The sequence below is a fragment of the Citrobacter sp. Igbk 14 genome, from assembly GCF_028069825.1.
Classification (GTDB): domain Bacteria; phylum Pseudomonadota; class Gammaproteobacteria; order Enterobacterales; family Enterobacteriaceae; genus Citrobacter.
In genome coordinates, this window is sequence record NZ_JANEWM010000030.1 from 1 (window position 1) to 24815 (window position 24815).

Genomic DNA, 24815 nt, shown 5'->3' on the forward strand with positions numbered 1-24815 from the left:
GAATGATTGAGCAGATATTTTTTATTACCAAGGGATAAAACTAACTTTATGAAATCTGCGAACATGATCTTTAAAATTAATCATAACCTACTATTTTAAAAAGAAAAATAACCAATCCTCGATTATAAAAACACGATATCCACTCCAAAACGCATACCAGAAAAAATATAACATCCGCATTTAAAACAGCGTTATTACCGGATTTATCTTCTTCTCTGGCATGGAGTGAAAAAATGTTCGGCATTATTATCTCTGTCATCGTTTTATTAACGATGGGTTACCTGATCCTCAAAAACTACAAACCACAGGTAGTACTGGCTGCAGCCGGGATCTTCCTGATGATCTGCGGCGTCTGGTTGGGGTACGGCGCACTGGTCGCCAGCGGCAAAAGCAGCGGTTATCTGCTGGTCGATATTTATAATGAAATTCTGCGCATGCTTTCCAACCGGGCGGCAGGTCTTGGGCTGTCCATCATGGCAGTAGGCGGTTATGCCCGCTATATGGATAGAATGGGAGCCAGCCGGGCAATGGTCAGCCTGTTGAGCCGCCCACTCAAGCACATCCGTTCACCCTATATTGTGCTTGCCGCGACGTATGTCATTGGTCAAATCATGGCACAATTCATCACCAGTGCTTCCGGATTGGGCATGCTGCTGATGGTTACACTCTTCCCAACGCTGGTCAGCCTGGGCGTGAGCCGTTTATCCGCGGTTGCGGTCATTGCCACCTCGATGTCGATTGAATGGGGCATTCTGGAAACCAATTCAATTTTTGCCGCACAGGTTGCGGGGATGAAGATAGCCACTTATTTCTTCCACTACCAACTTCCTGTCGCGTCCTGCGTCATCATCGCCGTCGCCATCGCACACTTTTTCGTTCAACGCCGGTTTGATCAAAAAACACAACCAGACAGCACAGGCTTCAATGAACAAAAAACACTGGAAAATGTGCCGCCACTCTATTACGCCATTTTACCAGTGATGCCGCTGCTCCTGATGTTGGGCTCGCTGTTGCTGGCGCATATGGGGTTAATGCAGACAGAATTGAATCTGGTTGTGGTGATGCTAATGAGCTTGACGCTGACCATGTTTGTGGAGTTTCTTCATAAACACAATCTGCGTGAGACTATGGATGATGTGCAGGCGTTTTTTGACGGCATGGGAACGCAGTTTGCCAACGTCGTCACACTGGTGGTGGCCGGTGAGATTTTTGCCAAGGGCTTAACCACTATTGGCACCGTCGATGCGGTGATTAAAGGTGCGGAACACTCCGGGCTTGGCGGTATCGGTGTGATGATCATTATGGCCGTGGTCATCGCCGCCTGCGCAATTGTAATGGGATCCGGAAATGCACCGTTTATGTCATTCGCCAGTCTGATCCCGGACATTGCTGCGGGGCTGCATATTCCTGCGGTCGTAATGATTATGCCGATGCACTTCGCCACCACGCTGGCTCGTGCGGTTTCACCGATTACTGCAGTGATTGTCGTGACATCCGGTATTGCTGGCGTGTCGCCTTTTGAGGTCGTAAAACGGACAGCCATCCCAATGGCGATAGGATTTGTGGTCAATATGATTGCCACTATCGCGCTGTTTTATTGATATCAGACGCAGAATGCAAAACAGGCCCGCAAGGGCCTGTTTGATTATTTCACTACGCGTAGCGCCGGACGCCCACCGCGAGGAGGCGGTGGAGTGTCATCCGGGTCGTTGTCGTCGGCATTGTCTGGCTTATCGCCATCAATGACGGACATGACCGTTTCATTCTCAAAACCCGACGCGTCGTTATCGTCATCGTTCAAGCTGGCGACATCTTCGTCGTAAGCGGCTTCCGGTTCGAACATCGTACCCGCGCCATTTTCGCGCGCATAAATAGCCAGAACAGCAGCCAGCGGCACAGAAACCTGACGCGGCACACCACCAAAGCGCGCGTTGAAACGCACTTCATCGTTAGCCAGTTCCAGGTTCCCAACTGCACGCGGTGCAATATTCAAAACAATTTGCCCATCACGTGCATATTCCATCGGAACCTGCACGTCCTGGAGCGTCACATCCACCACCAGGTGCGGCGTGAGCTGGTTGTCTAGCAACCACTCATAGAACGCGCGCAGCAGATACGGACGGCGTGGCGTTAGCTGTGGCAAATCCATACAGGTTAACCCCGGCCCAGACGCATTTCACGTTCAGGCTCAGTCAGAGAAGCCAGGAAAGAGTCACGTTCAAAGACGCGAGTCATATACCCTTTCAGTTCTTTCGAACCTGCACCGTTGAATTCAATACCCAGCTGCGGTAAACGCCACAGCAGCGGTGCCAGGTAGCAATCTACCAGGCTGAACTCATCGCTCAGGAAATAGGGTTTTTGACCAAAGACAGGGGCAATTGCCAGCAGCTCTTCACGCAGACGCTTACGTGCAACATCGGCTTCAGATGCGGAACCGTTCACGATGACATTCATCAGCGTGTACCAGTCTTTTTCAATACGCTGCATGTACAGGCGGCTCTCACCACGCGCAACCGGGTAAACCGGCATCAGCGGAGGATGCGGGAAACGCTCATCCAGGTATTCCATAATGATGCGAGATTCCCACAGGGTCAGCTCACGATCCACCAGTGTCGGGACGCTCTGATTCGGGTTGAGGTCGATCAGATCCTGCGGTGGATTGTCCTTTTCCACGTGCTCAATCTCGAAACTAACACCTTTTTCAGCCAGCACGATGCGGACCTGATGGCTATAGATGTCAGTAGGACCAGAAAACAGCGTCATTACCGAACGTTTGTTGGCAGCGACAGCCATGAAAACCTCCAGGTATATTCAGAATTTTTACTGCTACCAGCCACTTTGTGGCCAGCCAGAAGTGATGTCACCCAGATTCGGGAAAGTCATTACTGTTCAAAATACAAACAAAAAATGAACAATACCGGATATTTGGGCAGAAAATTGGATGATAGTTTACCAGATTTTGTGACCTTTGTGGTGAGTCGATTCTGGAAATGGGGAAAAAGAGGTGGCAATCAGCGTATTACCGTGATTTTGGGCGGATGAAAATCATAAAAAAACCCGCCGAGGCGGGTTTTTTCGCAAATTGTAATCTGCCGAAGCAGAAAGCAATTAACGTTTGGAGAACTGCGGACGACGACGTGCTTTACGCAGACCGACTTTCTTACGTTCAACCTGACGAGCATCACGAGTAACGAAGCCAGCTTTACGCAGTTCGCCACGCAGGGATTCGTCGTACTCCATCAGAGCGCGGGTGATACCGTGACGGATCGCACCAGCCTGACCAGAGATACCACCACCTTTAACAGTGATGTACAGATCCAGTTTCTCAACCATGTCGACCAGTTCCAGCGGCTGACGAACTACCATGCGGGCAGTTTCACGACCGAAGTACTGTTCCAGAGAACGTTGGTTGATTACGATTTTACCACTGCCCGGTTTGATGAAAACGCGAGCTGCGGAACTTTTGCGGCGACCAGTGCCGTAGTATTGATTTTCAGCCATTGCCTATAATCCCGATTAGATGTCAAGAACTTGCGGTTGCTGTGCCGCGTGGTTGTGCTCGTTGCCAGCGTAAACTTTCAGTTTACGGAACATAGCACGACCCAGCGGGCCTTTTGGCAGCATGCCTTTAACCGCGATTTCAAGCACACGCTCAGGACGGCGAGCAATCATCTCTTCAAAGGTCGCTTGTTTGATACCACCGATGTGGCCGGTGTGGTGATAGTACACTTTGTCAGTACGCTTGTTGCCGGTTACAGCAACTTTGTCAGCGTTCAGAACGATGATGTAATCACCAGTATCTACGTGCGGAGTGTATTCCGCTTTGTGCTTACCGCGCAGGCGCAGAGCCAGTTCGGAAGCCAGACGGCCCAGAGTTTTACCGGTCGCGTCAACAACATACCAGTCGCGTTTTACGGTTTCTGGTTTAGCTGTAAAAGTTTTCATTAAAAGCTTACCCAAATAAATAAGTTACACGTTGGTGAACACCCAAACGTTTTGTCAGTTGAGGTTCACACGACATTGTCCAGCAAACCTACCCCTTCGAATAGCCTATGCCGGCGCATAGAAAGTTTTGGGAAAAAAACTCTCTCGTAACGTGGGGTCGCAAGATTATAGAGAAGTCAGGGTCAAAGATCGACCCCTTTATGTGATTTGCGGCAGGTTTAACCGGCTAAATGTTCCCGCTTCAGATACTCCTCGCTTTGCATCTCCTGCAAACGCGATAAACAACGCTGGAATTCAAACTTCAGGCGCTCGCCCTGGTAGATTTCATATAAAGGCGCTGCGGCGCTGACCACCAGCTTAACGTGGCGTTCGTAGAATTCATCAACCAGCGCGATAAAGCGCCGTGCTTCACTTTCCATCAGCGTCGTCATTACCGGTACATCAGACAGCAGCACCGTGTGAAACAGGCGCGATAACGCGATGTAATCGTGCTGGCTGCGGGCATCGACGCACAGCGTAGTGAATGATACCGCCAGCGTTTGGTTCTCAACGGCCAGCGTCTGCATCGGGCGATGGTTAATCTCCAGCGTCGGCGCATGATCGCCTTTCGCTCCCGCTAAGGCCAGCCAGAGCTTATCCATCTGCCGCTGCGTTTCATCATTAAGCGGGGACAGCCATAAGTGTGCCTGGGTTAACGTACGCAACCGGTAGTCAACGCCGGCATCCACGTTCATGATATCGCAATACTGTTTAATGGCTTCGATAGCGGGAAGGAAGCGCGCACGTTGCAAACCGTTACGATACAGTTCATCAGGCGGAATATTGGACGTTGCCACCAGCGTAATGCCGCGAGCAAATAGCGCCTTCATTAAGCCACCGAGCAGCATGGCGTCAGTAATATCCGATACGAAAAATTCATCAAAGCACAGCACATCGGTTTCGGCTTTGAAGCGGTCAGCAATCACTTCCAACGGGTCGCTCTGGCCTTGCAGAGCCGTCAGTTCTTCATGCACGCGCAGCATGAAGCGGTGAAAGTGCAAACGCTGTTTACGTGCGCCAGGCAGGCTATGGTAGAACAAATCCATCAGCCAGGTTTTTCCGCGCCCTACGCCCCCCCACATATACAGACCACGCACCGGCGTGTTTTCCTTCGGCTCACGTTTACCCAGCAATTTACCAAAGCGGGCCATCAGTCCACTCTCCTGCGCCGCTGGAGGTGCAATCGTCGTGAGCTCCTGGTAAATCGTTTCCAGTCGATTCACCGCTTCTTTTTGTACATTGTCGGGTTGATGACTGCCGTCGTTAAGGGCCTGCAGGTATCGCGATGTCGGGGAAAGGCTTTGCATGATGTTATTGTTATTCCTTGAGAATCGATGTGCCGTCGCTCACGGTTGACGAAAAAAAGGCCGTTCTACATTACGTGATATAAACACGGGATTCCACTTCTACGGGATTAGCGGTTATAGTGGCATAATCAGGCGCAGGCATGGAGCCTAAAGCCAACACCCTACGGAAACAAAAGACAACGGGAGATGTTCATGACCTGGGAATATGCGCTAATTGGGTTAGTCGTCGGTATCATTATTGGTGCTGTAGCCATGCGTTTTGGTAATCGTAAATTACGCCAACAGCAGGCATTACAGTACGAACTGGAAAAGAACAAAGCTGAACTGGAAGAGTACCGCGAAGAGCTGGTGAGTCATTTTGCCCGCAGCGCTGAGCTACTGGATAACATGGCTGACGATTATCGTCAGATCTATCAGCATATGGCGAAAAGCTCCAGCAGCCTGCTGCCGGGCATGTCAGCGGAAAACAACCCATTCCGCAATCGTCTGGCTGAGTCTGAAGCGGGTAACGATCAGGCACCGGTTCAGATGCCGCGTGACTATTCCGAAGGGGCTTCCGGCCTGCTGCGTAGTGGCGCAAAGCGCGACTAACTGCACATCGTTAAGAAATTTATGGGGCGCAGCAATTGCGCCCTCCGCTTCTCTTCCCGTCCCAGCTATTATTTAGTCGTTAGCCTCATTGTGACCAAACCGAAAATTCAATAACATCAAACTGTTTTGAATCATCTTCCGTTTACTCAAGGTACAAGAGCAGGATCCATGAAAAAACAAACCCAGCTGTTGAGTGCATTAGCGTTAAGTGTCGGGTTAACTCTCTCGGCGCCATTCCAGGCCATTGCGTCGATTCCCGGCCAGGTACCCGGTCAGGCAGCGCTCCCCAGCCTCGCCCCCATGCTGGAAAAAGTGTTACCTGCCGTGGTTAGCGTGAGAGTTGAGGGCACCGCCGTTCAAGGGCAAAAAGTCCCGGAAGAATTCAAAAAGTTTTTTGGCGATGAGCTGCCCGATCAGCCCTCGCAGCCATTCGAAGGACTGGGTTCAGGCGTCATCATTGACGCTGCCAAGGGCTATGTTCTGACCAACAACCACGTTATTAATCAGGCGCAGAAAATTAGCGTTCAGCTGAACGATGGGCGCGAGTTCGATGCCAAACTCATCGGTAGCGACGATCAGAGCGATATTGCCCTGCTGCAAATACAGCATCCCAGCAACCTGACACAAATCGCTATCGCCGACTCCGATAAACTGCGCGTGGGTGACTTTGCTGTCGCCGTCGGCAACCCGTTTGGGCTGGGACAAACGGCAACCTCAGGGATCGTCTCCGCATTGGGTCGTAGTGGTCTGAACCTGGAAGGTCTGGAAAACTTTATTCAGACCGATGCGTCAATTAACCGCGGCAACTCCGGCGGTGCGTTGCTCAACCTGAATGGTGAGCTGATTGGTATAAATACCGCCATTCTCGCGCCTGGCGGCGGCAGCATTGGGATAGGTTTTGCTATCCCCAGTAACATGGCGCGTACGCTGGCGCAGCAATTAATGCAGTTTGGCGAAATCAAACGGGGTCTGTTAGGTATTAAAGGTACTGAAATGACCGCTGATATCGCTAAAGCATTCAAACTGGATGTACAACGTGGCGCGTTTGTCAGCGAAGTTCTGCCTAACTCTGGTTCCGCTAAAGCGGGCGTAAAATCCGGTGACGTGATTACCAGTCTAAATGGCAAACCGCTCAGTAGTTTCGCCGAACTGCGTTCGCGTATTGCGACAACCGAACCGGGGACCAAAGTCAAACTGGGCCTGCTGCGTAACGGTAAACCACTGGAAGTTGAAGTGACGCTGGATACCAGTACATCATCTTCCGCCAGTGCGGAAATGATTGCACCGGCATTACAAGGGGCCACGCTCAGCGACGGGCAGCTAAAAGACGGTGCCAAAGGCATTAGAATTGATAACGTTGAGAAAAGTAGCCCAGCCGCACAGGCCGGCCTGCATAAAGATGACGTCATCATCGCCGTTAACCGCGATCGGGTGAACTCGATTGCCGAAATGCGCAAAGTGCTGGAAACGAAACCGTCAATCATTGCTCTGCAGGTCGTTCGTGGTAACGAGAGTATTTACCTGCTTTTGCGTTAACCAGGACAACCGGACATCAGCCCCCCGTGTGATGTCCGGTAAACTCGTGATATGCTGCTGCCGTTCCCTTTTTTAATGACGCCGCCATCATGTTTGTGAAGCTTTTACGTTCGGTCGCGATTGGTTTAATCGTCGGCGCCATTCTGCTGGCCGCGATGCCCTCTCTGCGAAAAATTAATACGCTTACCGCACCACAGTTCGACAGCACAGATGAAACTCCTGCCAGTTATAACCCGGCAGTTCGCCGTGCTGCGCCTGCCGTGGTCAACGTGTACAACCGCAGTATGAACAGCACGACGCATAACCAGCTTGAGATCCGCACGCTCGGTTCAGGCGTTATCATGGATCAGCGCGGCTATATCATCACCAACAAGCATGTCATTAATGACGCCGACCAAATTATCGTCGCGTTGCAGGATGGACGTGTCTTTGAAGCGCTGCTTGTTGGCTCTGATACCTTAACCGACCTTGCAGTGTTGAAAATCAACGCAGCAGGCGGGCTGCCGACGATCCCGATTAATAACAAACGTGTACCGCATATTGGTGATGTCGTGCTTGCCATCGGTAACCCGTACAACCTTGGGCAAACCATCACTCAGGGGATCATCAGCGCCACGGGGCGTATTGGCCTGAACCCAACGGGCCGGCAAAACTTCCTGCAAACAGATGCCTCCATTAACCACGGTAACTCCGGCGGTGCGCTGGTTAACTCGCTGGGCGAGTTAATGGGGATTAACACACTGTCGTTTGATAAGAGCAATGATGGTGAAACGCCGGAAGGGATTGGCTTTGCAATTCCGTTTCAACTGGCGACGAAAATCATGGATAAGCTGATTCGCGACGGGCGCGTTATTCGTGGCTACATCGGCATCAGCGGGCGTGAAATTGCACCGCTGCACGCACAAGGTAGCGGCATGGATCAAATTCAGGGGATTGTCGTAAACGAAGTGGCTCCGGATGGTCCGGCAGCCCAGGCCGGAATTCAGGTCAACGATCTCATCATTTCGGTAAATAATAAACCGGCAGTATCAGCGCTGGAGACCATGGATCAGGTCGCGGAGATTCGCCCCGGCTCGGTTATCTCAGTGGTTGTGATGCGTGATGATAAGCAATTGACGCTGCAGGTAACGATTCAGGAATACCCTGCCACCAATTAACGCTACGTCTACCTCTCACTTGCCATAAAAAAACCGGAGCACAATATATGCTCCGGTTTCTATTAGGCGATATCATAGGGAGTTAGCATGTAATGCCTGATGGCGCTACGCTTATCAGGCCTACAAATACACGCTGGCCTCTCCTGGCGTTACTTAACGAACTCTTCGCCCAGAGTGATATCTTTCTTCAGCGTGTCCAGCATGCCTTCCAGCGAGCTTTGTTCGAACGCGCTCAGTTTACCGATGGACTGACGTTCTTCTACGCCATTTTTGCCCAGCAGCAGCGGCTGAGAGAAGAAGCGAGCGTACTGACCATCGCCTTCAACGTAAGCGCATTCCACGACACCCTTTTCGCCGCTCAGCGCACGAACCAGTGACAGACCGAAACGTGCTGCAGCCTGACCCATAGACAGGGTTGCAGACCCGCCACCGGCTTTTGCTTCCACTACTTCAGTACCCGCGTTCTGGATACGTTTGGTCAGATCAGCCGCTTCTTGTTCAGTGAAGCTTACGCCAGGGATTTGTGACAGCAGCGGCAGAATGGTCACGCCAGAGTGGCCGCCAATAACCGGGACTTCAACATCGCCAGGCTGCTTGCCTTTCAGTTCCGCCACAAAGGTGTTGGAGCGGATGATGTCCAGCGTCGTTACGCCAAACAGTTTGTTCTTATCGTATACGCCTGCTTTTTTCAGCACTTCAGCAGCAATAGCAACGGTCGTGTTCACTGGGTTAGTGATGATACCGATACACGCTTTCGGACAGGTTGTAGCAACCTGCTGCACCAGATTCTTCACGATGCCAGCATTCACGTTAAACAGGTCAGAACGGTCCATACCTGGTTTACGCGCAACACCCGCAGAAATCAGCACCACGTCAGCACCTTCCAGTGCAGGGGTCGCATCTTCACCGCTGAAGCCTTTGATTTTCACAGCAGTAGGGATATGGCTCAAATCAACGGCCACACCAGGAGTTACTGGAGCGATGTCGTACAGGGAGAGTTCTGAACCTGAAGGCAGTTGGGTTTTTAACAGTAATGCTAGCGCCTGACCGATACCACCAGCAGCGCCGAGGACTGCAACTTTCATCCTAAACTCCTTATTATATTGATAAGCAAAATGTCTATTGCTCCGCGGCGGCGACCTTAATTCACAAATCCAATGAATTCAATAACCACGCTTCAAGAATGCGTAGTCACGCAAATTTGGCTTTTATGCATTTAACTTACGTAAAATAAAACCTAAGTTACGTAATTCAAAACCACTCGCACAGTAGAGCAACTTTCCAACAGGTGCTGACAATATACCCTACAGCCCTCTCAAAACAACATCAATTTGATAACATTTAATTTACTTTTAATCTTATTTGCGAGCCGTGACACAGGCATGTTTCTTGATAACGAAATTTGATAAAATCCCGCTCTTTCATAACATTATTTCAGCCTTGAACGAGGCAGACCGTTTGCATAAAAATTCATCTGTATGCACAATAATGTTGTTTCTACCGCCATATTACGGGTGACTTATGCGAAGCTCGGCTAAACAAGAAGAATTAGTTAAGGCGTTTAAAGCGCTACTTAAAGAAGAAAAATTCAGCTCTCAGGGCGAAATCGTCCTCGCGTTGCAGGATCAGGGCTTTGATAATATCAACCAGTCCAAGGTTTCACGCATGCTGACCAAGTTTGGTGCCGTGCGTACCCGCAATGCGAAAATGGAAATGGTGTACTGCCTGCCTGCAGAGCTGGGCGTCCCGACAACATCAAGCCCGTTGAAAAATCTGGTGCTGGATATCGACTACAACGATGCCGTTGTCGTTATTCATACCAGCCCAGGGGCTGCGCAGCTGATTGCTCGCCTGCTGGATTCACTGGGTAAAGCAGAAGGTATTCTTGGCACGATTGCGGGTGACGATACCATCTTCACCACACCGGCCAAAGGTTTTACGGTAAAAGACCTGTACGAAGCCATTCTGGAACTGTTTGAACAAGAACTGTAATTCCCTTCCCCGTCACGCCCTGTGGCGGGGGAAAAATCTCTCTTTTCTGTTCCCCTCCTCAGTTTTCCACTACCGAACATTTAACAAATAGTGCGTTTCACCGCCAAAACACATTCACGCGATGAATGATACTCATCAAAAACGCACAATTTGCAAAATATTGTATCAGTATGAATTTATTAATTTTATTTTCAAGAAGAAGCTCTAATCTGTATTTTTAATTCTATATAGTTATAAAAAATACTTTTCTTAACACCCAATTACCATGGAAACAATTAGCGTGGTATTAATTTATCGCGTGATTAGTGTATACTTGATTTTGTGATGAGGGTCACGAAACAAAGACCCCGAATAAAAGAATTCGACGAGGTAAATATCATGAAAATCAAAACCACTGTTGCAACTTTAAGTCTTCTCTCAGTTCTCTCTTTCGGTGCAAGCGCCGCTGTTAATCAGGTGAACTCGCAAGAAGCACAGAATCTGCAATCCATGGGTACTATCTCTGTGTCTCAGATCGGTAGCTCACCAATGGATATGCGTCAGGCAATCGCCGCTAAAGCAGAAAAAGCGGGCGCCAGCAGCTATCGTGTCACTGAACTCCGTGAAGGTGCTCACTGGCATGCAACCGCAGAATTGTACAAATAAACCCTCGTCGTCTAGTCCGACGACTTGCCCCCGCCTGCCGGGGGCTTTTTTATGCCTGTTTTGAGTGGCGAACGTTAAAGCGTAACTGCCCTTCGAGCTCTTCTTCTGCTTCATCGAACAGTAAAATCAGCGCGCCATATCGCCTGCGTAACTTATCCGGTAAATGGACAAATTCGATTTCCAGAGGTAACGGCAAGACTTCCCCAACCACAACCTCCCACAAAGAATCTAAATCAACCACCTTTTCCCGGGCCAGGCCAAATGTACGTGCAAACTCACGGTAGAAATCACTCTGATTTTCAATTTCGTCAAAATCAAACGTATAGATATTCATCTATAGCCACCATCCCGACGCCAGTTACTCTACAGACCACCGATATGCAGGGTCTTCCTCAACCTGTTTCCCGTGTATCCCGCCAGCAAAATTTTATGTTCCTGCGGTCCAGGCATCGTTTATCACCCCAGCTAAATGCTCGTCTTAAGTATAGCGCTGCCTCAGTGTGCGCAATACGCCAGGAATGAATTGTTCACTGTTTAGATAAAGAGAGGTACATCACATTTTTGTGCAAGACTATGACTGCGTTTCAGAAACAGTATGAAACACGTTGGCCATAACGTTCTGAAAAATAATAGGTCCGATATCGATATGATATTTTCAATATGAAAATCATATTAATAACCGCACTTATCATATTGGATTTGTAATTGAAGCCTCCACAAAATGCCTGCAACTGAATAGTCTCTGGAGTCGATATGTCCATGTCTGTTGTCAACGATACCCCGTATGAAGCGGCTGAAATTCTGCGTGCAGCAAAACCCAATTTTCATCCACGTATCGCTCTGATACTTGGGTCAGGTCTGGGGGCGCTTGCCGATCGCATGGAAAATAAAACCACGCTTTCATATCAACAATTACCTGGGTTTCCGGTCAGCACCGTAATCGGCCATGCCGGGGAAGTGGTGATGGGGACGCTTTATGGCATCGACCTCATCTGCATGAAGGGACGTGGGCATTTTTATGAAGGGCTGGGAATGGGCATCATGACCCATGCCGTGCGTACCTTTAAACTGTTGGGCTGCGAATTTTTATTCTGTACCAACGCCGCGGGTTCACTGAACGTAGATATTCCTGCAGGTAGTCTGGTTGCCCTCAACGATCACATCAACACCATGCCATCTACCCCACTTGTCGGGCCGAACGATGAACGCTTTGGTCCTCGCTTCTTTAGCCTCGCTAACGCATACGATCGCGAGCTGCGCCAGCAGCTTCACGGTGCCGCAGAGCAGTTGGGTATCACGCTTCATGAAGGGGTTTTCGTCTCTTATCCTGGCCCTAATTTTGAGACGGCTGCGGAGATTCGCATGATGCAACGTATGGGCGGCGATGTGGTCGGTATGTCGGTGGTACCGGAAGTGATAGCTGCACGCCATTGTGGCCTGAAAGTACTGGCCGTTTCAGCCATCACGAATATGGCTGAAGGCCTCAGTGATGTTGAGCTTTCCCATGAACAAACGCTGAAATGCGCAGCCATGGTGACCGAAGATTTTATTCGTTTGATCAGCCAGTTCCTCAAACAGTACGCCTGATCGTGGTTCCGTAGACGGACAGGTCGCCCTGCTCCGTCTGGAGAAAAGTTATGCCAGACAATCAGTTTTCTCGCGCAAATCTCAATGCCGTTTCGTACCTGAGCTATTACTTTGTTGGCGCACTGGTGTCGACACTGGGGATTGTGCTTGGGCCACTGTGTGCCGCTTTTCATAAAGACCCCAGCTTTATCGGGCAGGTCTTTACCTTGATGAACATCGGCATGTTTGTGCCTATTATGCTTGGCGGCATTCTGATGAAAAAATGGGGGCTGAAAAAACCATTAGTTATTGCTGCAACGCTCACCGTGATTATCAGCGCCGTGCTTTTTATCCAACCAACCTTAACACTGTTTAGCGTTGCAGTGGCCGGCATTGGTGCCTGCGGGGGCGTGTTTATGACCATCGGCAGTTATCTGGTGGTCCGTATTAATCCCGATGAAAAGAGCCGCTCTTCCAGCCTGATTTTTACCGATTTCTTTTTCAGCTTTGCCGGAGCAACCCTTTCTTTACTGTTAGCCTGGATGTTTAAACTGGGTGCCAGTTGGATTGCGATGTATGGGATTATGGGCGGTCTGGGCGCGCTGATGTTGGCACTTACCCTGCGTTGTCGCTTCCCATCGACAGAGGTTGCGCAGCCGCAGCGACACGAGAAAACGGAAGAGTCAGAACCCTGGGGGATCTCCGTCTATTTAATCTGTTTTACTCTCTTTGCTTTCCTGCTGGCTGAACCCATTTTTACCATGTGGACACCGGGCTACCTGCAATCGCGTTTTACACTTCAGGCGCAGGATGCCGCGCTGTTCACTACTGTGTATTGGGTGACGAAAGCCATTGGCCTGTTCCTGAATCAGTTCACCGTGAAGTGGATGAAGCTGCGCACTTTCCTGCTGATCTGCGCAAGCATTGGTCTGGTCTCCATTGCGCTGATTGCCAACAGCAACAATACCACGCTGATTCTGGTAGCGTGCGGCGTGTTTGGTTTCTTTAACTCCGGTTTATTCTCCGGCCTGATGAGCTATGGCTCACTGCAGGTGAGCCGCAGTTCACCAACCTTGATCTCCGCCTTGTTGACGTGCGGCACAGTGGGCACGCTACTGTTTGCCAGCGTATCGTCCATGGTAAACAGCCACCTTGGTCTGCAGGGGGCGGTGAATACGTCAACTGTCGCCTATTGTGTGTTACTGCTGACGCTGGTTATCGCTGTTGCCTGCAGCCAGGCCGAGCGTCTCGCCCGCTCGACATCCGCTGCGGTTTGACAAGCTTTGGGGAGGACGGCATGATGCCGTTTCTCTCCCTCTCTTACGCGTAACCAGCATGATTGATCTCCAGGCCAATAGCCGAATTCGTCTTCGAACATTGCGTTATTTTCAGGTTCTCGCTGACGAGCTGCACTTTGGCCGGGCCGCGGCCCGGTTAAACATCTCTCAACCACCGTTGAGTATGCAGATTAAAGAACTGGAAGAGATCCTTGAAACGACACTATTTGAACGTACCAGCCGTAAAGTGGTTCTCACGCGAGCCGGGCAGGTATTGAAAACGGAAGTCGATCGTATCCTGAGTACCACCGATCAATCCCTCAATTATGTGCGACAGATTGGCCGTAGCGAACATCAACATTTCAACATTGGGATAGTCGGTAGCGCACTGTGGGGGACGCTGCTTACGCGTCTAAAGGGCTTTAAAAAGCAACAGCCGTACGTAAACTGGAGCTTGCAGGAGCTTTCCCAACATCAGCAAATTGAAGCCTTGCATGCCCGGACGATTGATATCGCGATTAGCCGGAACGTACTGCCCCAATCCGAGACGAATATTCGTAGCCAATTGATTTCCCGCGAAGCGGTTGCTCTCGCCGTACCTGAACACGATCCTCTCTGCCAACACCAAAGCGTCTCACTGGCGATGCTCGCTGAACGCCCCATCATTTCGCTTTCATTTAATCAAAGCAATTTCGCCCGTCAGGTACATGACCGCTGTGTTGAGGTAGGATTTTATCCTCTGATTACCCACCAGGTTAACGAACCGCAAACCGCGCTGGCGCTGGTTAGCGCAGGAATGGGCCTCTCTTTGCTGCCAGAAACCTGCGGATTGATCCACTGGCCAGGCGTTCGTTTCTTACCGTTGAATGACCCTATTCCAGCCGATCTTTATGCCTACTGGTACGACGAACCGCTTTCCACATTAATGAACGCGTTTATCATGACATTACAGGGGCGGTAAAACTGAAACCGGAAGAAATATCCTCTTCCGGTTAGATGATTTATGAATTGCTGGTCAGTGCATGCTGGTATTTGTGCAACATTCCCGTGAGTCGTTTCACTGGTTCCGTCACCTGAGGCGGGGCTTCCCAGAGCGTTAATTTTTCCTGGTAGATATCAAGTTCCTCCAGCAACTGACTAAAGTAGCGTCGGCGTTTGTCATCATTGACTGCAGAAATAACATGATCGGCAGTACGGCGAAGCTGGCGATGAAACGTCGATAAATCGTCGTTTACCGGTACAGGCGCATCACGTAAACGCTGGTGAGCAATAATCATCGTCAGTGCCAGGCGGAACTTTGCCAGATCGCCGGGGAATTTGTTCATCAGTAAAAACAGCTGCTGATACAACGCCGGAAGGTGATTTTCTTTACGACGCACAACATTGGTGGTCATTGCGGAGACCGCTGCCGACACAAACTGGTTAAGCAACACACGACCTGTTCTGTCACGCGAGTTATCCCGCACCAGCAGAATAACGATAAACGCCAATACGCAGCCGACAATCTGCCCCAGTGCACTGTCGAGGAACTGGCTAAAGTGGAACGTCATCGGGTTATCCAGCACGATGATGTTAATGGTGCTCGCCAGCGCCCCCATTGAGCCCAGACGCCGCTTTTGCACCTCGATACCCAGAAAGAATCCCAGCACCGCCAGACTCAGACACAGCAATAACATGCTTTGCTGGGTATTGGGGATAATTACCAAAAAATAGAGCGCCCCCAACGGTAATGCTGCCAGCGTGCCATAGATAAAGTCGATGGCTACCATGCGGGGGTTAGGCAAACGCATGGCCAACGAGGTGACGACCGCTATCATTACCATCGCACCACTACCTGATGTCCAGCCGGTCCACAACCAGAATAAGGTTCCCAGCACACAGGACAGCGTAGTACGCCAGAAGTTGACCATTGCATGGTGACGTTCAGCGGATTCCACTTTCACCACCGGCTCGCCCTGCAGGATCTCTTCTTCTATTGCACTGATTTTGGTATTGCTGACCACGCCGCGTTTCAACAGCAGGTAGCGCGTCGCCGCGCCGGCCCAGCTGTATATCGTCACTGGCGTATCACGCTCACCGGTCCAGACAATCACACGGCGCATCCGCTTCAGTTGTTTATGTACGTCCTGCACCGTTTCAACCGGTGTATCAAACAACTCGCGGAAAGTATCTGTAATCAGTTCTGGTCGCGTATTCTGGATAAGATAGGTTTCGCAGGACTGAGTAATAAGCGTCAGTGACAGTGTGTTCAACGCTTTGAGCCTACGATTGGCGCGCACCCAGCGTGAGGATTCCATGTTCAGGTTGCTGCGCATACCTTCCAGCGCCGCCGTACGACGAACTAAAGTGCCCCAGGCCTTGTCCACCTCTTCGCTATCACCATGCTTTATACACAGCTGCATAAGCTGATATTGCGCCACCAGAAGGCTGTCCAACTCGACATCTATCTCCTGTTTCACTGAACGGGGCGAAAAGAGTAGGTCGGCGATGATAGCGCAGACAATCCCCATCACAATCTCGCTGCAGCGTTCGAGCGCAAATTGTGGCGTCAGCAGAGGCTCCGCCTGAATGGTAATGACGATAATCAGCGCCGTGTAACCCGAAAGCCCCCAGGCATAGGAGTTTTCGATCTTTACCAGTGAAGAGATCCAGGTACAAAAACCGGCCCAGATACAGCACACCAGGATCATCAATAGCGGCGCACGGATCATACTGATGATAATGATCAGCGCGGCAATACAGCCAATAAATGTCCCAACAATACGCAGCATACCGCGGTAGCGGATAGCGCCTGAATAAGGTTCTCCACCGGCGGCAAAGGCTGGGCCTGCCGCCACAATGGCTGCGGTCAGGACTGCCCAACGAGGAGTCTCAAGCTGGAAATGAAAGCCAACAAATAACGCCAGTACAATGGCACATGCCAGCTTTACCGCAAAGCGGATATGCTGATTGGCAATGGAGAAAATGCCCATCACAATTAACCAAACTCGCGCAGACGGTGCGCCATTTTACGGAAGAACGACTCCTGACTGGCATCGCGATCCTGCTTACCGGTAATAACGACGGTGGCCGTAGTACCGGCCGGCCACATCATTCCCTGTTGCTCATCAAGACGAATACGCACCGGCACACGCTGCGCCAGACGTACCCATTCAAGATTGGAATCGATGGTTGCCATACCTTTCGCATCCCGTGTGCTGCTGGCATTTGTCACGCCTGCCGCCACGCTATCGACGGTGCCTTTCAACACATTATTACTACCAAGCGGGGTGATCTCAGCGCGATACCCAGGGCGTACGCCTTCCAGCTTGGTCTCTTCCATATAGGCCAGTACATAGAATGAATGCTGCTTTACCAGTGCTACCGCTGTCGATCCGCGGGTAATAAATTCACCGGTATAGACGTTCAGGTTAGTCACCCAGCCATCTGCCGGCGCTCGAATAACGGTTCGTTCGAGATCTAGTGTTGCCAGATCGCGAGTCGCCTGAGCTTTCGCCAACTGGTGTAATACGGTTTGCAGTACGTTGTTTGATTGGTCAATCTCTTCACGAGACATTGCCTGCACGCCCAGTCGGTTACGACGACCGGCTTCCTGGCGTTTTTCCTGTGCCAGAACCTGATAATAAGCGACGTCCGCTTCCGCCTGTTCGAGGGCTTTTTTATAACGTGGCTGATCGATAGTGAACAGGACCTGATCCTTTTTCACCAGTTGGTTATCATGGACGTTAACATTGGTGATAAGACCCGCGACATCCGGTGCAATGGCGACGACATCAGCACTAAAACGTGCATCACGCGTCCACGGTGACTCGGTGTAATAGACCCATGCGCGGAAAATAGCGATAAAGGCCAGAATGACCAGTACGAGAGTTATAGCCGTACGGGAGAGTTTTTTTGTTAGTGTTTTCACTTCAACCTCAAACGAACAGGCGCGATATTAAATAGAACAGGCAGCAATACAGCGCGGTGTTAAACAGAGCCGGATGCCAGACAAAATCATAGATGCCAGTCGGAACTAACACCCGGCGCACCAGCCAGAAAATCGCCAGTGACAAAAGCAATTCGAAAAAAATCGGTGGGAAGGACAGACCAAACACCACGATAACGGGAAACAGACTCATGTTGACCTTGGTAGCTTAAGAGAGTGCAGGTGATAGATTTTCTAGCGTATGTCACCGCAGAGAAGGGCAAGGATGAGCCAGGCGAGAGCGACATAGCTGTTATTTGAATAATAATATATTAGCGTAACTGTTATGCTGTTATCTATATTATGTGATCTAAATCACTTTTAAGCCAGAGTGAACAATGGAACGATTAAAACGAATGTCGGTGTTCGCCAAAGTTGTCGAACTGGGCTCTTTCACCGCCGCCGCAAGACAGTTGCAAATGAGCGTTTCATCGATAAGCCAGACGGTATCCAAACTGGAAGATGAGTTGCAGGTTAAGCTGCTAAACCGCAGCACACGCAGCATTGGGCTTACCGAGGCGGGTAAAATTTATTATCAGGGTTGCCGTCGCATGCTGCACGAAGCGCAGGATGTTCACGAGCAACTGTATGCTTTTAACAACACGCCCATCGGCACGCTACGCATTGGTTGTTCTTCAACCATGGCACAAAATGTCCTCGCCGGATTGACCGCAAAAATGCTCAAAGAGTATCCTGGACTGACGGTAAATCTGGTGACGGGAATACCAGCACCCGACCTGATTGCCGACGGTCTGGACGTGGTTATCCGCGTGGGCGCCCTGCAGGACTCCAGCCTTTTTTCGCGTCGTCTGGGAGCTATGCCGATGGTGGTCTGCGCGGCAAAAAGTTATCTCGCCCAGTTTGGTGTTCCGGAGAAACCCGCCGATCTCAGCAATCATTCGTGGTTGGAATACAGTGTTCGCCCGGATAATGAGTTCGAATTAATTGCCCCGGAGGGGATTTCTACCCGTCTGATCCCAGAGGGACGTTTTGTGACCAACGATCCGATGACGCTGGTGCGCTGGCTGGCGGCAGGCGCGGGCATTGCTTATGTACCGCTGATGTGGGTGATCAACGAGATCAACCGCGGCGAAGTGGAGATCCTGCTCCCCCGCTACCAGTCAGATCCACGTCCGGTGTATGCGTTGTATACCGAAAAGGATAAGCTGCCGCTCAAGGTGCAGGTGGTGATTAACTATCTGACCGATTATTTTGTCGATGTGGCGCAACTGTTTCAGGGAATGTACGGTCGGGGAAAAGAGAAGTAAAAAAGTCCAGGCCGGATAAGGCGTTGACGCCGCATCCGGCAAGATGCCCGATAGCACGGGTGCTTATCGGGCTTACATCATGATGTTACGCGGTGCCACCTACGGTCAGGTTATCCACCTTCAGCGTCGGCTGGCCCACGCCAACCGGCAGACTCTGTCCTTCTTTACCGCAAACACCCACTCCGTTATCCAGTTTCAGGTCGTTGCCCACCATCGAAATCTGCTGCATCGCTTCAATACCGGAGCCAATCAGCGTCGCGCCTTTCACCGGTTTGGTCACTTTACCGTTTTCAATCAGATACGCTTCGGAGGTAGAGAACACGAATTTCCCGGAAGTGATATCCACCTGGCCGCCGCCAAAGTTAGGCGCATAAATACCGTATTCGACAGACTCGATGATCTCCTGCGGCGTGGATTTCCCCGGCAGCATATAGGTGTTGGTCATACGCGGCATCGGCAGGTGCGCATAAGATTCACGGCGACCGTTACCCGTTGGCGCCACGCCCATCAGGCGCGCATTCAGTTTGTCCTGCATATAGCCTTTCAGAATACCGTTTTCAATCAGCACGTTGTACTGACCCGGCGTTCCTTCGTCATCAATGGCTACTGAACCACGACGATCTGCCATCGTGCCATCATCAACGACGGTGCACAATTCTGACGCCACCAGCTCACCCATATGACCGCTGAATACCGAAGTGCCACGGCGATTAAAGTCACCTTCCAGACCATGACCGACCGCTTCATGCAGCAGAACGCCAGGCCAGCCAGCGCCGAGTACCACCGGCAACGTGCCCGCTGGCGCGGCTACCGCAGAGAGATTGACCAGCGCCATACGTACGGCTTCTTTCGCCCATGCGTCAGCACGAACTTCGCCATCAAGGGAGGCGAGGAAGTAGTCATAACCGAAGCGACCGCCGCCACCGCTGGCACCACGCTCGCGTTTGCCGTCTTCTTCTACCTGCACGCTGACGGACAGTCGTACCAGAGGACGAACATCTGCCGCCAGTGTTCCATCCGTCGCTGCAACCAGAATCAGCTCATACACACCGGTCAGGCTCGCCGTCACTTCCTGCACACGCTTGTCGGCGGCACGCGCAACGCTGTCCACACGACGCAGAATATCCAGTTTCTCTTCCCGGCTCATGCTCTGTAATGGATCAACCGAGGTGTAGAGTGCCTGATGCTCTACCGCACCCAGCGTTTTTACTTTGCCATCACCGCTGTCACGCACGATAGTACGCGCGGCATGAGCACTTTGCTCCAGCGCCAGCAGGCTTATTTGGTCCGCGTAGGCAAACCCTGTTTTTTCGCCGCTGATGGCACGCACGCCAACGCCCTGATCAATATTGTAAGAACCATCTTTAATGATGCGGTCTTCTAAAACCCAGGATTCGTGGTAGCTCGACTGAAAATACAGATCGCCGTAATCAAGACGGCGTTCGGCCAGTTGGCCCAGGATGGCGAACAGATCCTGATGTTTCAGGCCATTCGCCGCTAGCAATTGTTCACTTACCAGGTTCAGACTCATCGTTTTGCTACTCATTAGTTACTGTTGTAGGCCTGATAAGACGCGCCAGCGTCGCCATCAGGCGCTTCAATGCCCGGATGGCGGCGTAAACGCCTTATCCGGCCTACGGACTGCGGTAGAAGTTCTCTGTTGAGATTGGGGCAATTACTCGTCCCCGTCAAATCATTGCTGGCTTTCTTTGCGCGGCTGGCGCAGAACTTCGTTAATCTGTGGCTTATCGACCGGACCGGTAATGCGATAGCGCAGAATTGAAACTTTGCTCCACAGCGGCCCCAGAACTTTACTGGCGGCAAATACCGCCGCGCCGACAATCGGGTTGACGGCAAACGCCGCGGCCACCCCGACGGTGGCAGAAATTTCTGGTGCGACAACGGCTTCCATATCCAGTTCGCGACGCACCAGATTCACCGAACCTTTCATGGCGATATCAGCTTCCAGACCATCCACCAGCGTATCATCAGTGTGCATCACACCATCTTTGATCCACGCCGTACTGCGGATAGAGTCAAAATAAAAACCTTCACTGAACGTATCGCTAAAATCAAAACGCAGTTTACGCAAGAGCGCATCAAAGCTCAGCAGACGTAACAGTTGTCCCGCATGTCCGGTGCTAAGTTCAGTCAATTCACCTTTGCCTAAACGGGTGCGCAAAATACCATTCAGTGAAGCTTCATCTGGGTCCCAGGGCGGATTACGCCAGTGCAGATCGTACTCGACGTTAAAGGAAGAGTTACGAATCGGGGTAGATACGCCAAAGAAACCCGCGGCTGCATCAATCTTGTTGCCATTCAGCTTTCCTTTCAGTGATGTACGCTCCTTGCCCGGCACATTGACCCATTCGCCATCGGCGGTCAGTCGGGCAAACCCGGTATCCAGTAGACCGTTGCTCAACGTTAATGTGTCACCTTTTATCGCGACATCGGCATCAATGCGCCCATATTTTTGCCCCCACATCCAGCACTCTTCGCAACGTATCTGCGCATCCGGCCAGCCACGGAAGCTGATGTTATTGATGGCAGAGAACGGCGAGGCTGGCGTTGTATTGGGCGATGACGTTGCAGCGCTCGGGTTGAAATACAGGTACTTGATATTGGCAAGCCACGGAGCATTATTGCGCATAGCCAATGTGGCGTTAATTTCACGCCCCTGCGCCCGTACGCTGGTACCATTAAGCCCAGGTTCAGACACTATGCTCAGGTTATTCCACTGCTGGCCGCCCAATGATAAAGAAGGCGTGCGCACCGCAATACGCTGCGGGAAGTTCGCATTACTTCCGACGTTATCCGCCGCGCCTTTCTGGAACAATGCCAGCCATTGCGCACCGTCCATGGGCGGAAGATTAAGTTCAATACCCTGCTGGTCAGGAAGCGCTGGCACGGTACGGCTTTCCGAAGTCCAGATAGCGCGATCAAGCGTCAGTTTCTGATTCAGCAACCAGCGGCTGTTAAAGTGGTTCCTGCTTCCGGCGTTACCGGTCAGATCGAAGCTGCGCAGGTTGCCCTCAGCCTTAACATTAACCGGCAGCGACTCGCCGGCTACCTTGTTTAACGGAGCAGGTAAGTGACTACTTACATTTTTCAGGTCACCTTTCAGCTCAATGTTGTAGGTCGCTCCGGCATGATATGGCAGGTCAATGCCAACCTTACCGTTCCACGCCATACTGCCGCTTAAGGCATCATTCACCTGTGCGGGGAGTATCCCCATACGAGTTGGCTGCCAGTCGCCATTCAGATTCACAGCAACCTGGTAAGCTTTTGCACCCTCGGTAGTGGAAAAGTCGACATTCAGAGGCTGATTAAACCAGTTCGCCGTCATCGGCTCACTCTTGAGATCGCCGTTGATAAAGCTGAATTTACCGTTCAAATTCTTCAGCGTGCTGTCGAGCGGCTTGATAAACAGACTGTTATTTCGCAGATTCACATCGCCTTTGGCCGTAACCAGAGAACCATCTAACGGGATATCAAGATGTAAGCGAGCACTCACATCGCCGTCAATTTGCAGCTGTTCCAGTGTGGCACCAAGCGACTCTTTCAGCGGTGTTTCGTCGAAATAAGGCCCAACCGCTTTGCCCGGCCCGTTGATGTCGGCATCAATCAGCAGTTTTTCTTTTGCGTAGTCAGGGATATTTGCCGTCAGATTTGTGGCTTTTACCCCCCCCAGATTGACGCTATCCGTCTTCATCCACAGACCATCGTTAATGAAGTTCAGTTCAATATTGAGGTCAGTCAGTGCGGGCCAGTCCGGCTGGAAGGCAAATTTTGCATGACGCAGCGGCACCAGCACCTGGAACTGACCTTCGTTATGCAGATACGGGAACAGATGTGGGTTACCACCATAAACCAGCGTGGCGTTATCCGCCTCACCGCCCTGAATTGCCCCACTGAGGTAATCAACCAGCTCTTTCCCCATCAGGTTTTCCGGGAAATAGCGCCAGGCCTGGGAGCCATCGTGAGTACTAATCCCCGCCAGAATCCCCAGCCACGGCTCATCACCTGCTGGTTGCAGATAACGAAAACCGCCACGCGCATGTACCGCTTTCGCTTTAACGTCAATATTGCGCCCGTCTAGCTGAAAGCCATTTTCATTCTTCAGCCAACTGAGCGTTGCCACACCATCTTCTATCTCCAGCGGGGCACGAAAGACGGTTTCATACGGCATTTTTGCCTGCTTCATGGAGGCCGTTAATGCGCCATTTTCCACGCTGCCAGACAACGTACCGGAGAAATGCTCTGCTCCCGGCAACAGCTTCCACTGTTTCCACGCCAGATCGGTCCACGAGGACTGGAAACGGGTTTTTTCGGTCGCCTGTAACGGGATATCCAACGCCAGCACATTGATCTTGCCGCTCGGTTGCGTGGCCCGCCAGATATCTCCCAATGCCGGAGATAGCTTAGCGGCCATCGGGCGTAGCCCCTCTAACCCGGCTAACTCCAGGTTACTGGCGCGAATACGTAATTCGTCGCTGCGCTTGTTATTAGCGCCCCCCACTTCCTGCTCGGGGAACCAGGCCAGCGTTAATGCCCCGCTCGGCCAAGGTTTGTCATCCATCGTGATGCGCGTATCCGGGATAGCGAACAACCAACCGGAGTGCTCACGGCTGATATGCGCAGTCAGGTTATCGACGGACAACGTGTGGATGTTGCTCTCTCCCTTCCAGCTTGCGCCGCCCTTTTTCAACCAGACATCGCCGCCAGAGATTTCGCCTTTGTTGAGCGTCATCCAGCCTTCCAGGCTAAAGCGCGCGGTTTGCAGCGCAACATTGTCCTGCATCCATTTCCCCAACCACGGCTTAACGTCGATGTCGTCAGCCTGCAGCCAGACTCGACCATTATTCAGCAGGCCGTCATCATCACGCAGATCCATACGCACCTGCATAACACCGTGCTGGCCGGTCAGGCTGGAGAGGCTGACCTGGCCTTCAGCACGATGCCGGTTTTTACCGTTCAACCAGGTTAACTGAGGGATCGCCAGTTCTGCTCGCTGGCCTGACAGGGTCAAAAAACTGACCTGACTGTCGCGAAGATCAAAATGATCAAACTGGCGCAGGAACAGATCGCTGATATGGCTGGTTTCAATTCCATCGCCGCTATCGCCACGTTGGATCGGTGTATTGGTGCGCAACTGCAGTTGCCAGAAGGTGAGATCGCGAAACTGCCAGCGCATGTGCAGCAAACTTTGCCAGACATCCAGCGCCAGCGTGACACGCTTTACCGAGAATTCGCCACCGTCTTTCAGTTGGGCATGAATATCGCGCGCTTCGAGCGTAGGGCCAAAATTTTGCCAGTTAGCAGAAAGCTGGCTGGCGGAAACGGGCATACCGGTGGCAGATTCGATCTTATCCAGAATGGTCGGACGCCAGCTATCGAGATGCGGTAGAGCAAGGCGCAGCCCGCTGACCAGCAGCGCTGCGATGACAACGAATGCGGCTCCAGTGAGCAGTAGAATCCCCGGCAATCGCCTCACGCGCCTCTCCTTGTCTGCCAAAAAATGTGAC

Annotated in this window: 22 protein-coding genes; 10 read left to right on the top strand and 12 right to left on the bottom strand. The window is 51.5% G+C overall.

The window, feature by feature from the left end:
• The first annotated feature begins 233 nt into the window (after nt 1-233).
• Nucleotides 234-1601 carry an anaerobic C4-dicarboxylate transporter DcuC gene (gene dcuC / locus NNN64_RS13140; RefSeq protein ID WP_271441662.1) on the top strand — a complete coding sequence of 456 codons (1368 nt, stop codon included), beginning with the start codon at nt 234-236 and terminating at the stop codon, nt 1599-1601.
• Between the two features lie 44 nt (nt 1602-1645).
• Here dcuC and sspB read toward each other — a convergent pair whose 3' ends face one another.
• The 5 genes from sspB to zapE form a co-directional block, all read right to left on the bottom strand.
• Entirely contained in the window at nt 1646-2149 is a 504-nt protein-coding gene (gene sspB, locus NNN64_RS13145; RefSeq protein ID WP_271441663.1) for a ClpXP protease specificity-enhancing factor, read from the bottom strand.
• 5 nt (nt 2150-2154) lie between these two features.
• Nucleotides 2155-2793, bottom strand: coding sequence for a stringent starvation protein SspA (sspA, locus tag NNN64_RS13150; protein WP_048213444.1), 639 nt, complete (start codon nt 2791-2793; stop codon nt 2155-2157).
• A 315-nt stretch (nt 2794-3108) separates the two neighbouring features.
• Nucleotides 3109-3501: a 30S ribosomal protein S9 gene (gene rpsI / locus NNN64_RS13155; protein WP_003025138.1), complete on the bottom strand. Its 393-nt coding sequence runs from the start codon at nt 3499-3501 to the stop codon at nt 3109-3111.
• A gap of 15 nt (nt 3502-3516) precedes the next feature.
• Nucleotides 3517-3945 (bottom strand): 50S ribosomal protein L13, encoded by a 429-nt coding sequence (rplM, locus tag NNN64_RS13160; RefSeq protein WP_003025141.1) that lies wholly within the window; start codon nt 3943-3945, stop codon nt 3517-3519.
• Between the two features lie 218 nt (nt 3946-4163).
• On the bottom strand, nt 4164-5291 hold the full coding sequence (gene zapE / locus NNN64_RS13165) for a cell division protein ZapE (RefSeq protein WP_271441664.1): 1128 nt from the start codon (nt 5289-5291) through the stop codon (nt 4164-4166).
• A 192-nt stretch (nt 5292-5483) separates the two neighbouring features.
• Between zapE and zapG the strand changes: the two genes are divergently transcribed.
• From zapG to degS, 3 genes are all read left to right on the top strand, one after another.
• Nucleotides 5484-5882, top strand: a complete 399-nt coding sequence (gene zapG / locus NNN64_RS13170; protein WP_005121352.1) for a Z-ring associated protein ZapG — start codon at nt 5484-5486, stop codon at nt 5880-5882.
• A gap of 168 nt (nt 5883-6050) precedes the next feature.
• A complete protein-coding gene (gene degQ / locus NNN64_RS13175; protein WP_202037619.1) occupies nt 6051-7418 on the top strand; it encodes a serine endoprotease DegQ in 1368 nt (455 codons plus the stop codon).
• 89 nt (nt 7419-7507) lie between these two features.
• Nucleotides 7508-8575 carry an outer membrane-stress sensor serine endopeptidase DegS gene (gene degS, locus NNN64_RS13180; RefSeq protein WP_005121354.1) on the top strand — a complete coding sequence of 356 codons (1068 nt, stop codon included), beginning with the start codon at nt 7508-7510 and terminating at the stop codon, nt 8573-8575.
• 149 nt (nt 8576-8724) lie between these two features.
• Here degS and mdh read toward each other — a convergent pair whose 3' ends face one another.
• A complete protein-coding gene (mdh, locus tag NNN64_RS13185) occupies nt 8725-9660 on the bottom strand; it encodes a malate dehydrogenase (RefSeq protein WP_040234161.1) in 936 nt (311 codons plus the stop codon).
• Between the two features lie 436 nt (nt 9661-10096).
• Between mdh and argR the strand changes: the two genes are divergently transcribed.
• Together argR and yhcN are read left to right on the top strand one after the other, a co-directional pair.
• Nucleotides 10097-10567: a transcriptional regulator ArgR gene (argR, locus tag NNN64_RS13190; protein ID WP_003025162.1), complete on the top strand. Its 471-nt coding sequence runs from the start codon at nt 10097-10099 to the stop codon at nt 10565-10567.
• 378 nt (nt 10568-10945) lie between these two features.
• Complete coding sequence (yhcN, locus tag NNN64_RS13195; RefSeq protein ID WP_005121357.1) at nt 10946-11212, top strand: peroxide/acid stress response protein YhcN; 267 nt, start codon at nt 10946-10948, stop codon at nt 11210-11212.
• Nucleotides 11213-11261: 49 nt separating this feature from the next.
• On the opposite strand, the gene NNN64_RS13200 is transcribed toward yhcN, so the two are convergent.
• Nucleotides 11262-11546: a barstar family protein gene (locus NNN64_RS13200; protein ID WP_271441665.1), complete on the bottom strand. Its 285-nt coding sequence runs from the start codon at nt 11544-11546 to the stop codon at nt 11262-11264.
• A gap of 419 nt (nt 11547-11965) precedes the next feature.
• Here NNN64_RS13200 and xapA point away from each other — a divergent pair, with 419 nt between their 5' ends.
• The 3 genes from xapA to NNN64_RS13215 are packed head-to-tail and all read left to right on the top strand — an operon-like array spanning nt 11966 to nt 15016.
• Nucleotides 11966-12799 carry a xanthosine phosphorylase gene (gene xapA, locus NNN64_RS13205; RefSeq protein WP_137382453.1) on the top strand — a complete coding sequence of 278 codons (834 nt, stop codon included), beginning with the start codon at nt 11966-11968 and terminating at the stop codon, nt 12797-12799.
• A 50-nt stretch (nt 12800-12849) separates the two neighbouring features.
• On the top strand, nt 12850-14055 hold the full coding sequence (gene tsgA, locus NNN64_RS13210; protein ID WP_271441666.1) for an MFS transporter TsgA: 1206 nt from the start codon (nt 12850-12852) through the stop codon (nt 14053-14055).
• A gap of 58 nt (nt 14056-14113) precedes the next feature.
• Nucleotides 14114-15016 carry a LysR family transcriptional regulator gene (locus NNN64_RS13215; RefSeq protein WP_271441667.1) on the top strand — a complete coding sequence of 301 codons (903 nt, stop codon included), beginning with the start codon at nt 14114-14116 and terminating at the stop codon, nt 15014-15016.
• 40 nt (nt 15017-15056) lie between these two features.
• Here NNN64_RS13215 and aaeB read toward each other — a convergent pair whose 3' ends face one another.
• The 3 genes from aaeB to aaeX are packed head-to-tail and all read right to left on the bottom strand — an operon-like array spanning nt 15057 to nt 18176.
• Nucleotides 15057-17027, bottom strand: a complete 1971-nt coding sequence (gene aaeB, locus NNN64_RS13220) for a p-hydroxybenzoic acid efflux pump subunit AaeB (protein WP_271441668.1) — start codon at nt 17025-17027, stop codon at nt 15057-15059.
• 5 nt (nt 17028-17032) lie between these two features.
• Nucleotides 17033-17965 carry a p-hydroxybenzoic acid efflux pump subunit AaeA gene (aaeA, locus tag NNN64_RS13225; RefSeq protein WP_271441669.1) on the bottom strand — a complete coding sequence of 311 codons (933 nt, stop codon included), beginning with the start codon at nt 17963-17965 and terminating at the stop codon, nt 17033-17035.
• Nucleotides 17966-17972: 7 nt separating this feature from the next.
• Nucleotides 17973-18176 (bottom strand): p-hydroxybenzoic acid efflux pump operon protein AaeX, encoded by a 204-nt coding sequence (gene aaeX, locus NNN64_RS13230; protein ID WP_000051841.1) that lies wholly within the window; start codon nt 18174-18176, stop codon nt 17973-17975.
• 184 nt (nt 18177-18360) lie between these two features.
• On the opposite strand from aaeX, the gene aaeR reads away from it, so the two are divergent.
• A complete protein-coding gene (aaeR, locus tag NNN64_RS13235) occupies nt 18361-19290 on the top strand; it encodes an HTH-type transcriptional activator AaeR (protein WP_038634351.1) in 930 nt (309 codons plus the stop codon).
• A gap of 85 nt (nt 19291-19375) precedes the next feature.
• On the opposite strand, the gene tldD is transcribed toward aaeR, so the two are convergent.
• Both tldD and yhdP read right to left on the bottom strand, forming a co-directional pair.
• Nucleotides 19376-20821: a metalloprotease TldD gene (tldD, locus tag NNN64_RS13240; protein ID WP_271441670.1), complete on the bottom strand. Its 1446-nt coding sequence runs from the start codon at nt 20819-20821 to the stop codon at nt 19376-19378.
• A gap of 162 nt (nt 20822-20983) precedes the next feature.
• A complete protein-coding gene (yhdP, locus tag NNN64_RS13245) occupies nt 20984-24784 on the bottom strand; it encodes an AsmA2 domain-containing protein YhdP (protein ID WP_271441671.1) in 3801 nt (1266 codons plus the stop codon).
• Nucleotides 24785-24815: the final 31 nt, after the last annotated feature.

Bases quoted from the DNA above. Each gene is read 5' to 3' on its own strand.
- dcuC (WP_271441662.1), top strand. From the start codon at position 234: ATGTTCGGCATTATTATCTCTGTCATCGTTTTATTAACGATGGGTTAC.
- sspB (WP_271441663.1), bottom strand. From the start codon at position 2,149: ATGGATTTGCCACAGCTAACGCCACGCCGTCCGTATCTGCTGCGCGCG.
- sspA (WP_048213444.1), bottom strand. From the start codon at position 2,793: ATGGCTGTCGCTGCCAACAAACGTTCGGTAATGACGCTGTTTTCTGGT.
- rpsI (WP_003025138.1), bottom strand. From the start codon at position 3,501: ATGGCTGAAAATCAATACTACGGCACTGGTCGCCGCAAAAGTTCCGCA.
- rplM (WP_003025141.1), bottom strand. From the start codon at position 3,945: ATGAAAACTTTTACAGCTAAACCAGAAACCGTAAAACGCGACTGGTAT.
- zapE (WP_271441664.1), bottom strand. From the start codon at position 5,291: ATGCAAAGCCTTTCCCCGACATCGCGATACCTGCAGGCCCTTAACGAC.
- zapG (WP_005121352.1), top strand. From the start codon at position 5,484: ATGACCTGGGAATATGCGCTAATTGGGTTAGTCGTCGGTATCATTATT.
- degQ (WP_202037619.1), top strand. From the start codon at position 6,051: ATGAAAAAACAAACCCAGCTGTTGAGTGCATTAGCGTTAAGTGTCGGG.
- degS (WP_005121354.1), top strand. From the start codon at position 7,508: ATGTTTGTGAAGCTTTTACGTTCGGTCGCGATTGGTTTAATCGTCGGC.
- mdh (WP_040234161.1), bottom strand. From the start codon at position 9,660: ATGAAAGTTGCAGTCCTCGGCGCTGCTGGTGGTATCGGTCAGGCGCTA.
- argR (WP_003025162.1), top strand. From the start codon at position 10,097: ATGCGAAGCTCGGCTAAACAAGAAGAATTAGTTAAGGCGTTTAAAGCG.
- yhcN (WP_005121357.1), top strand. From the start codon at position 10,946: ATGAAAATCAAAACCACTGTTGCAACTTTAAGTCTTCTCTCAGTTCTC.
- NNN64_RS13200 (WP_271441665.1), bottom strand. From the start codon at position 11,546: ATGAATATCTATACGTTTGATTTTGACGAAATTGAAAATCAGAGTGAT.
- xapA (WP_137382453.1), top strand. From the start codon at position 11,966: ATGTCCATGTCTGTTGTCAACGATACCCCGTATGAAGCGGCTGAAATT.
- tsgA (WP_271441666.1), top strand. From the start codon at position 12,850: ATGCCAGACAATCAGTTTTCTCGCGCAAATCTCAATGCCGTTTCGTAC.
- NNN64_RS13215 (WP_271441667.1), top strand. From the start codon at position 14,114: ATGATTGATCTCCAGGCCAATAGCCGAATTCGTCTTCGAACATTGCGT.
- aaeB (WP_271441668.1), bottom strand. From the start codon at position 17,027: ATGGGCATTTTCTCCATTGCCAATCAGCATATCCGCTTTGCGGTAAAG.
- aaeX (WP_000051841.1), bottom strand. From the start codon at position 18,176: ATGAGTCTGTTTCCCGTTATCGTGGTGTTTGGTCTGTCCTTCCCACCG.
- aaeR (WP_038634351.1), top strand. From the start codon at position 18,361: ATGGAACGATTAAAACGAATGTCGGTGTTCGCCAAAGTTGTCGAACTG.
- tldD (WP_271441670.1), bottom strand. From the start codon at position 20,821: ATGAGTCTGAACCTGGTAAGTGAACAATTGCTAGCGGCGAATGGCCTG.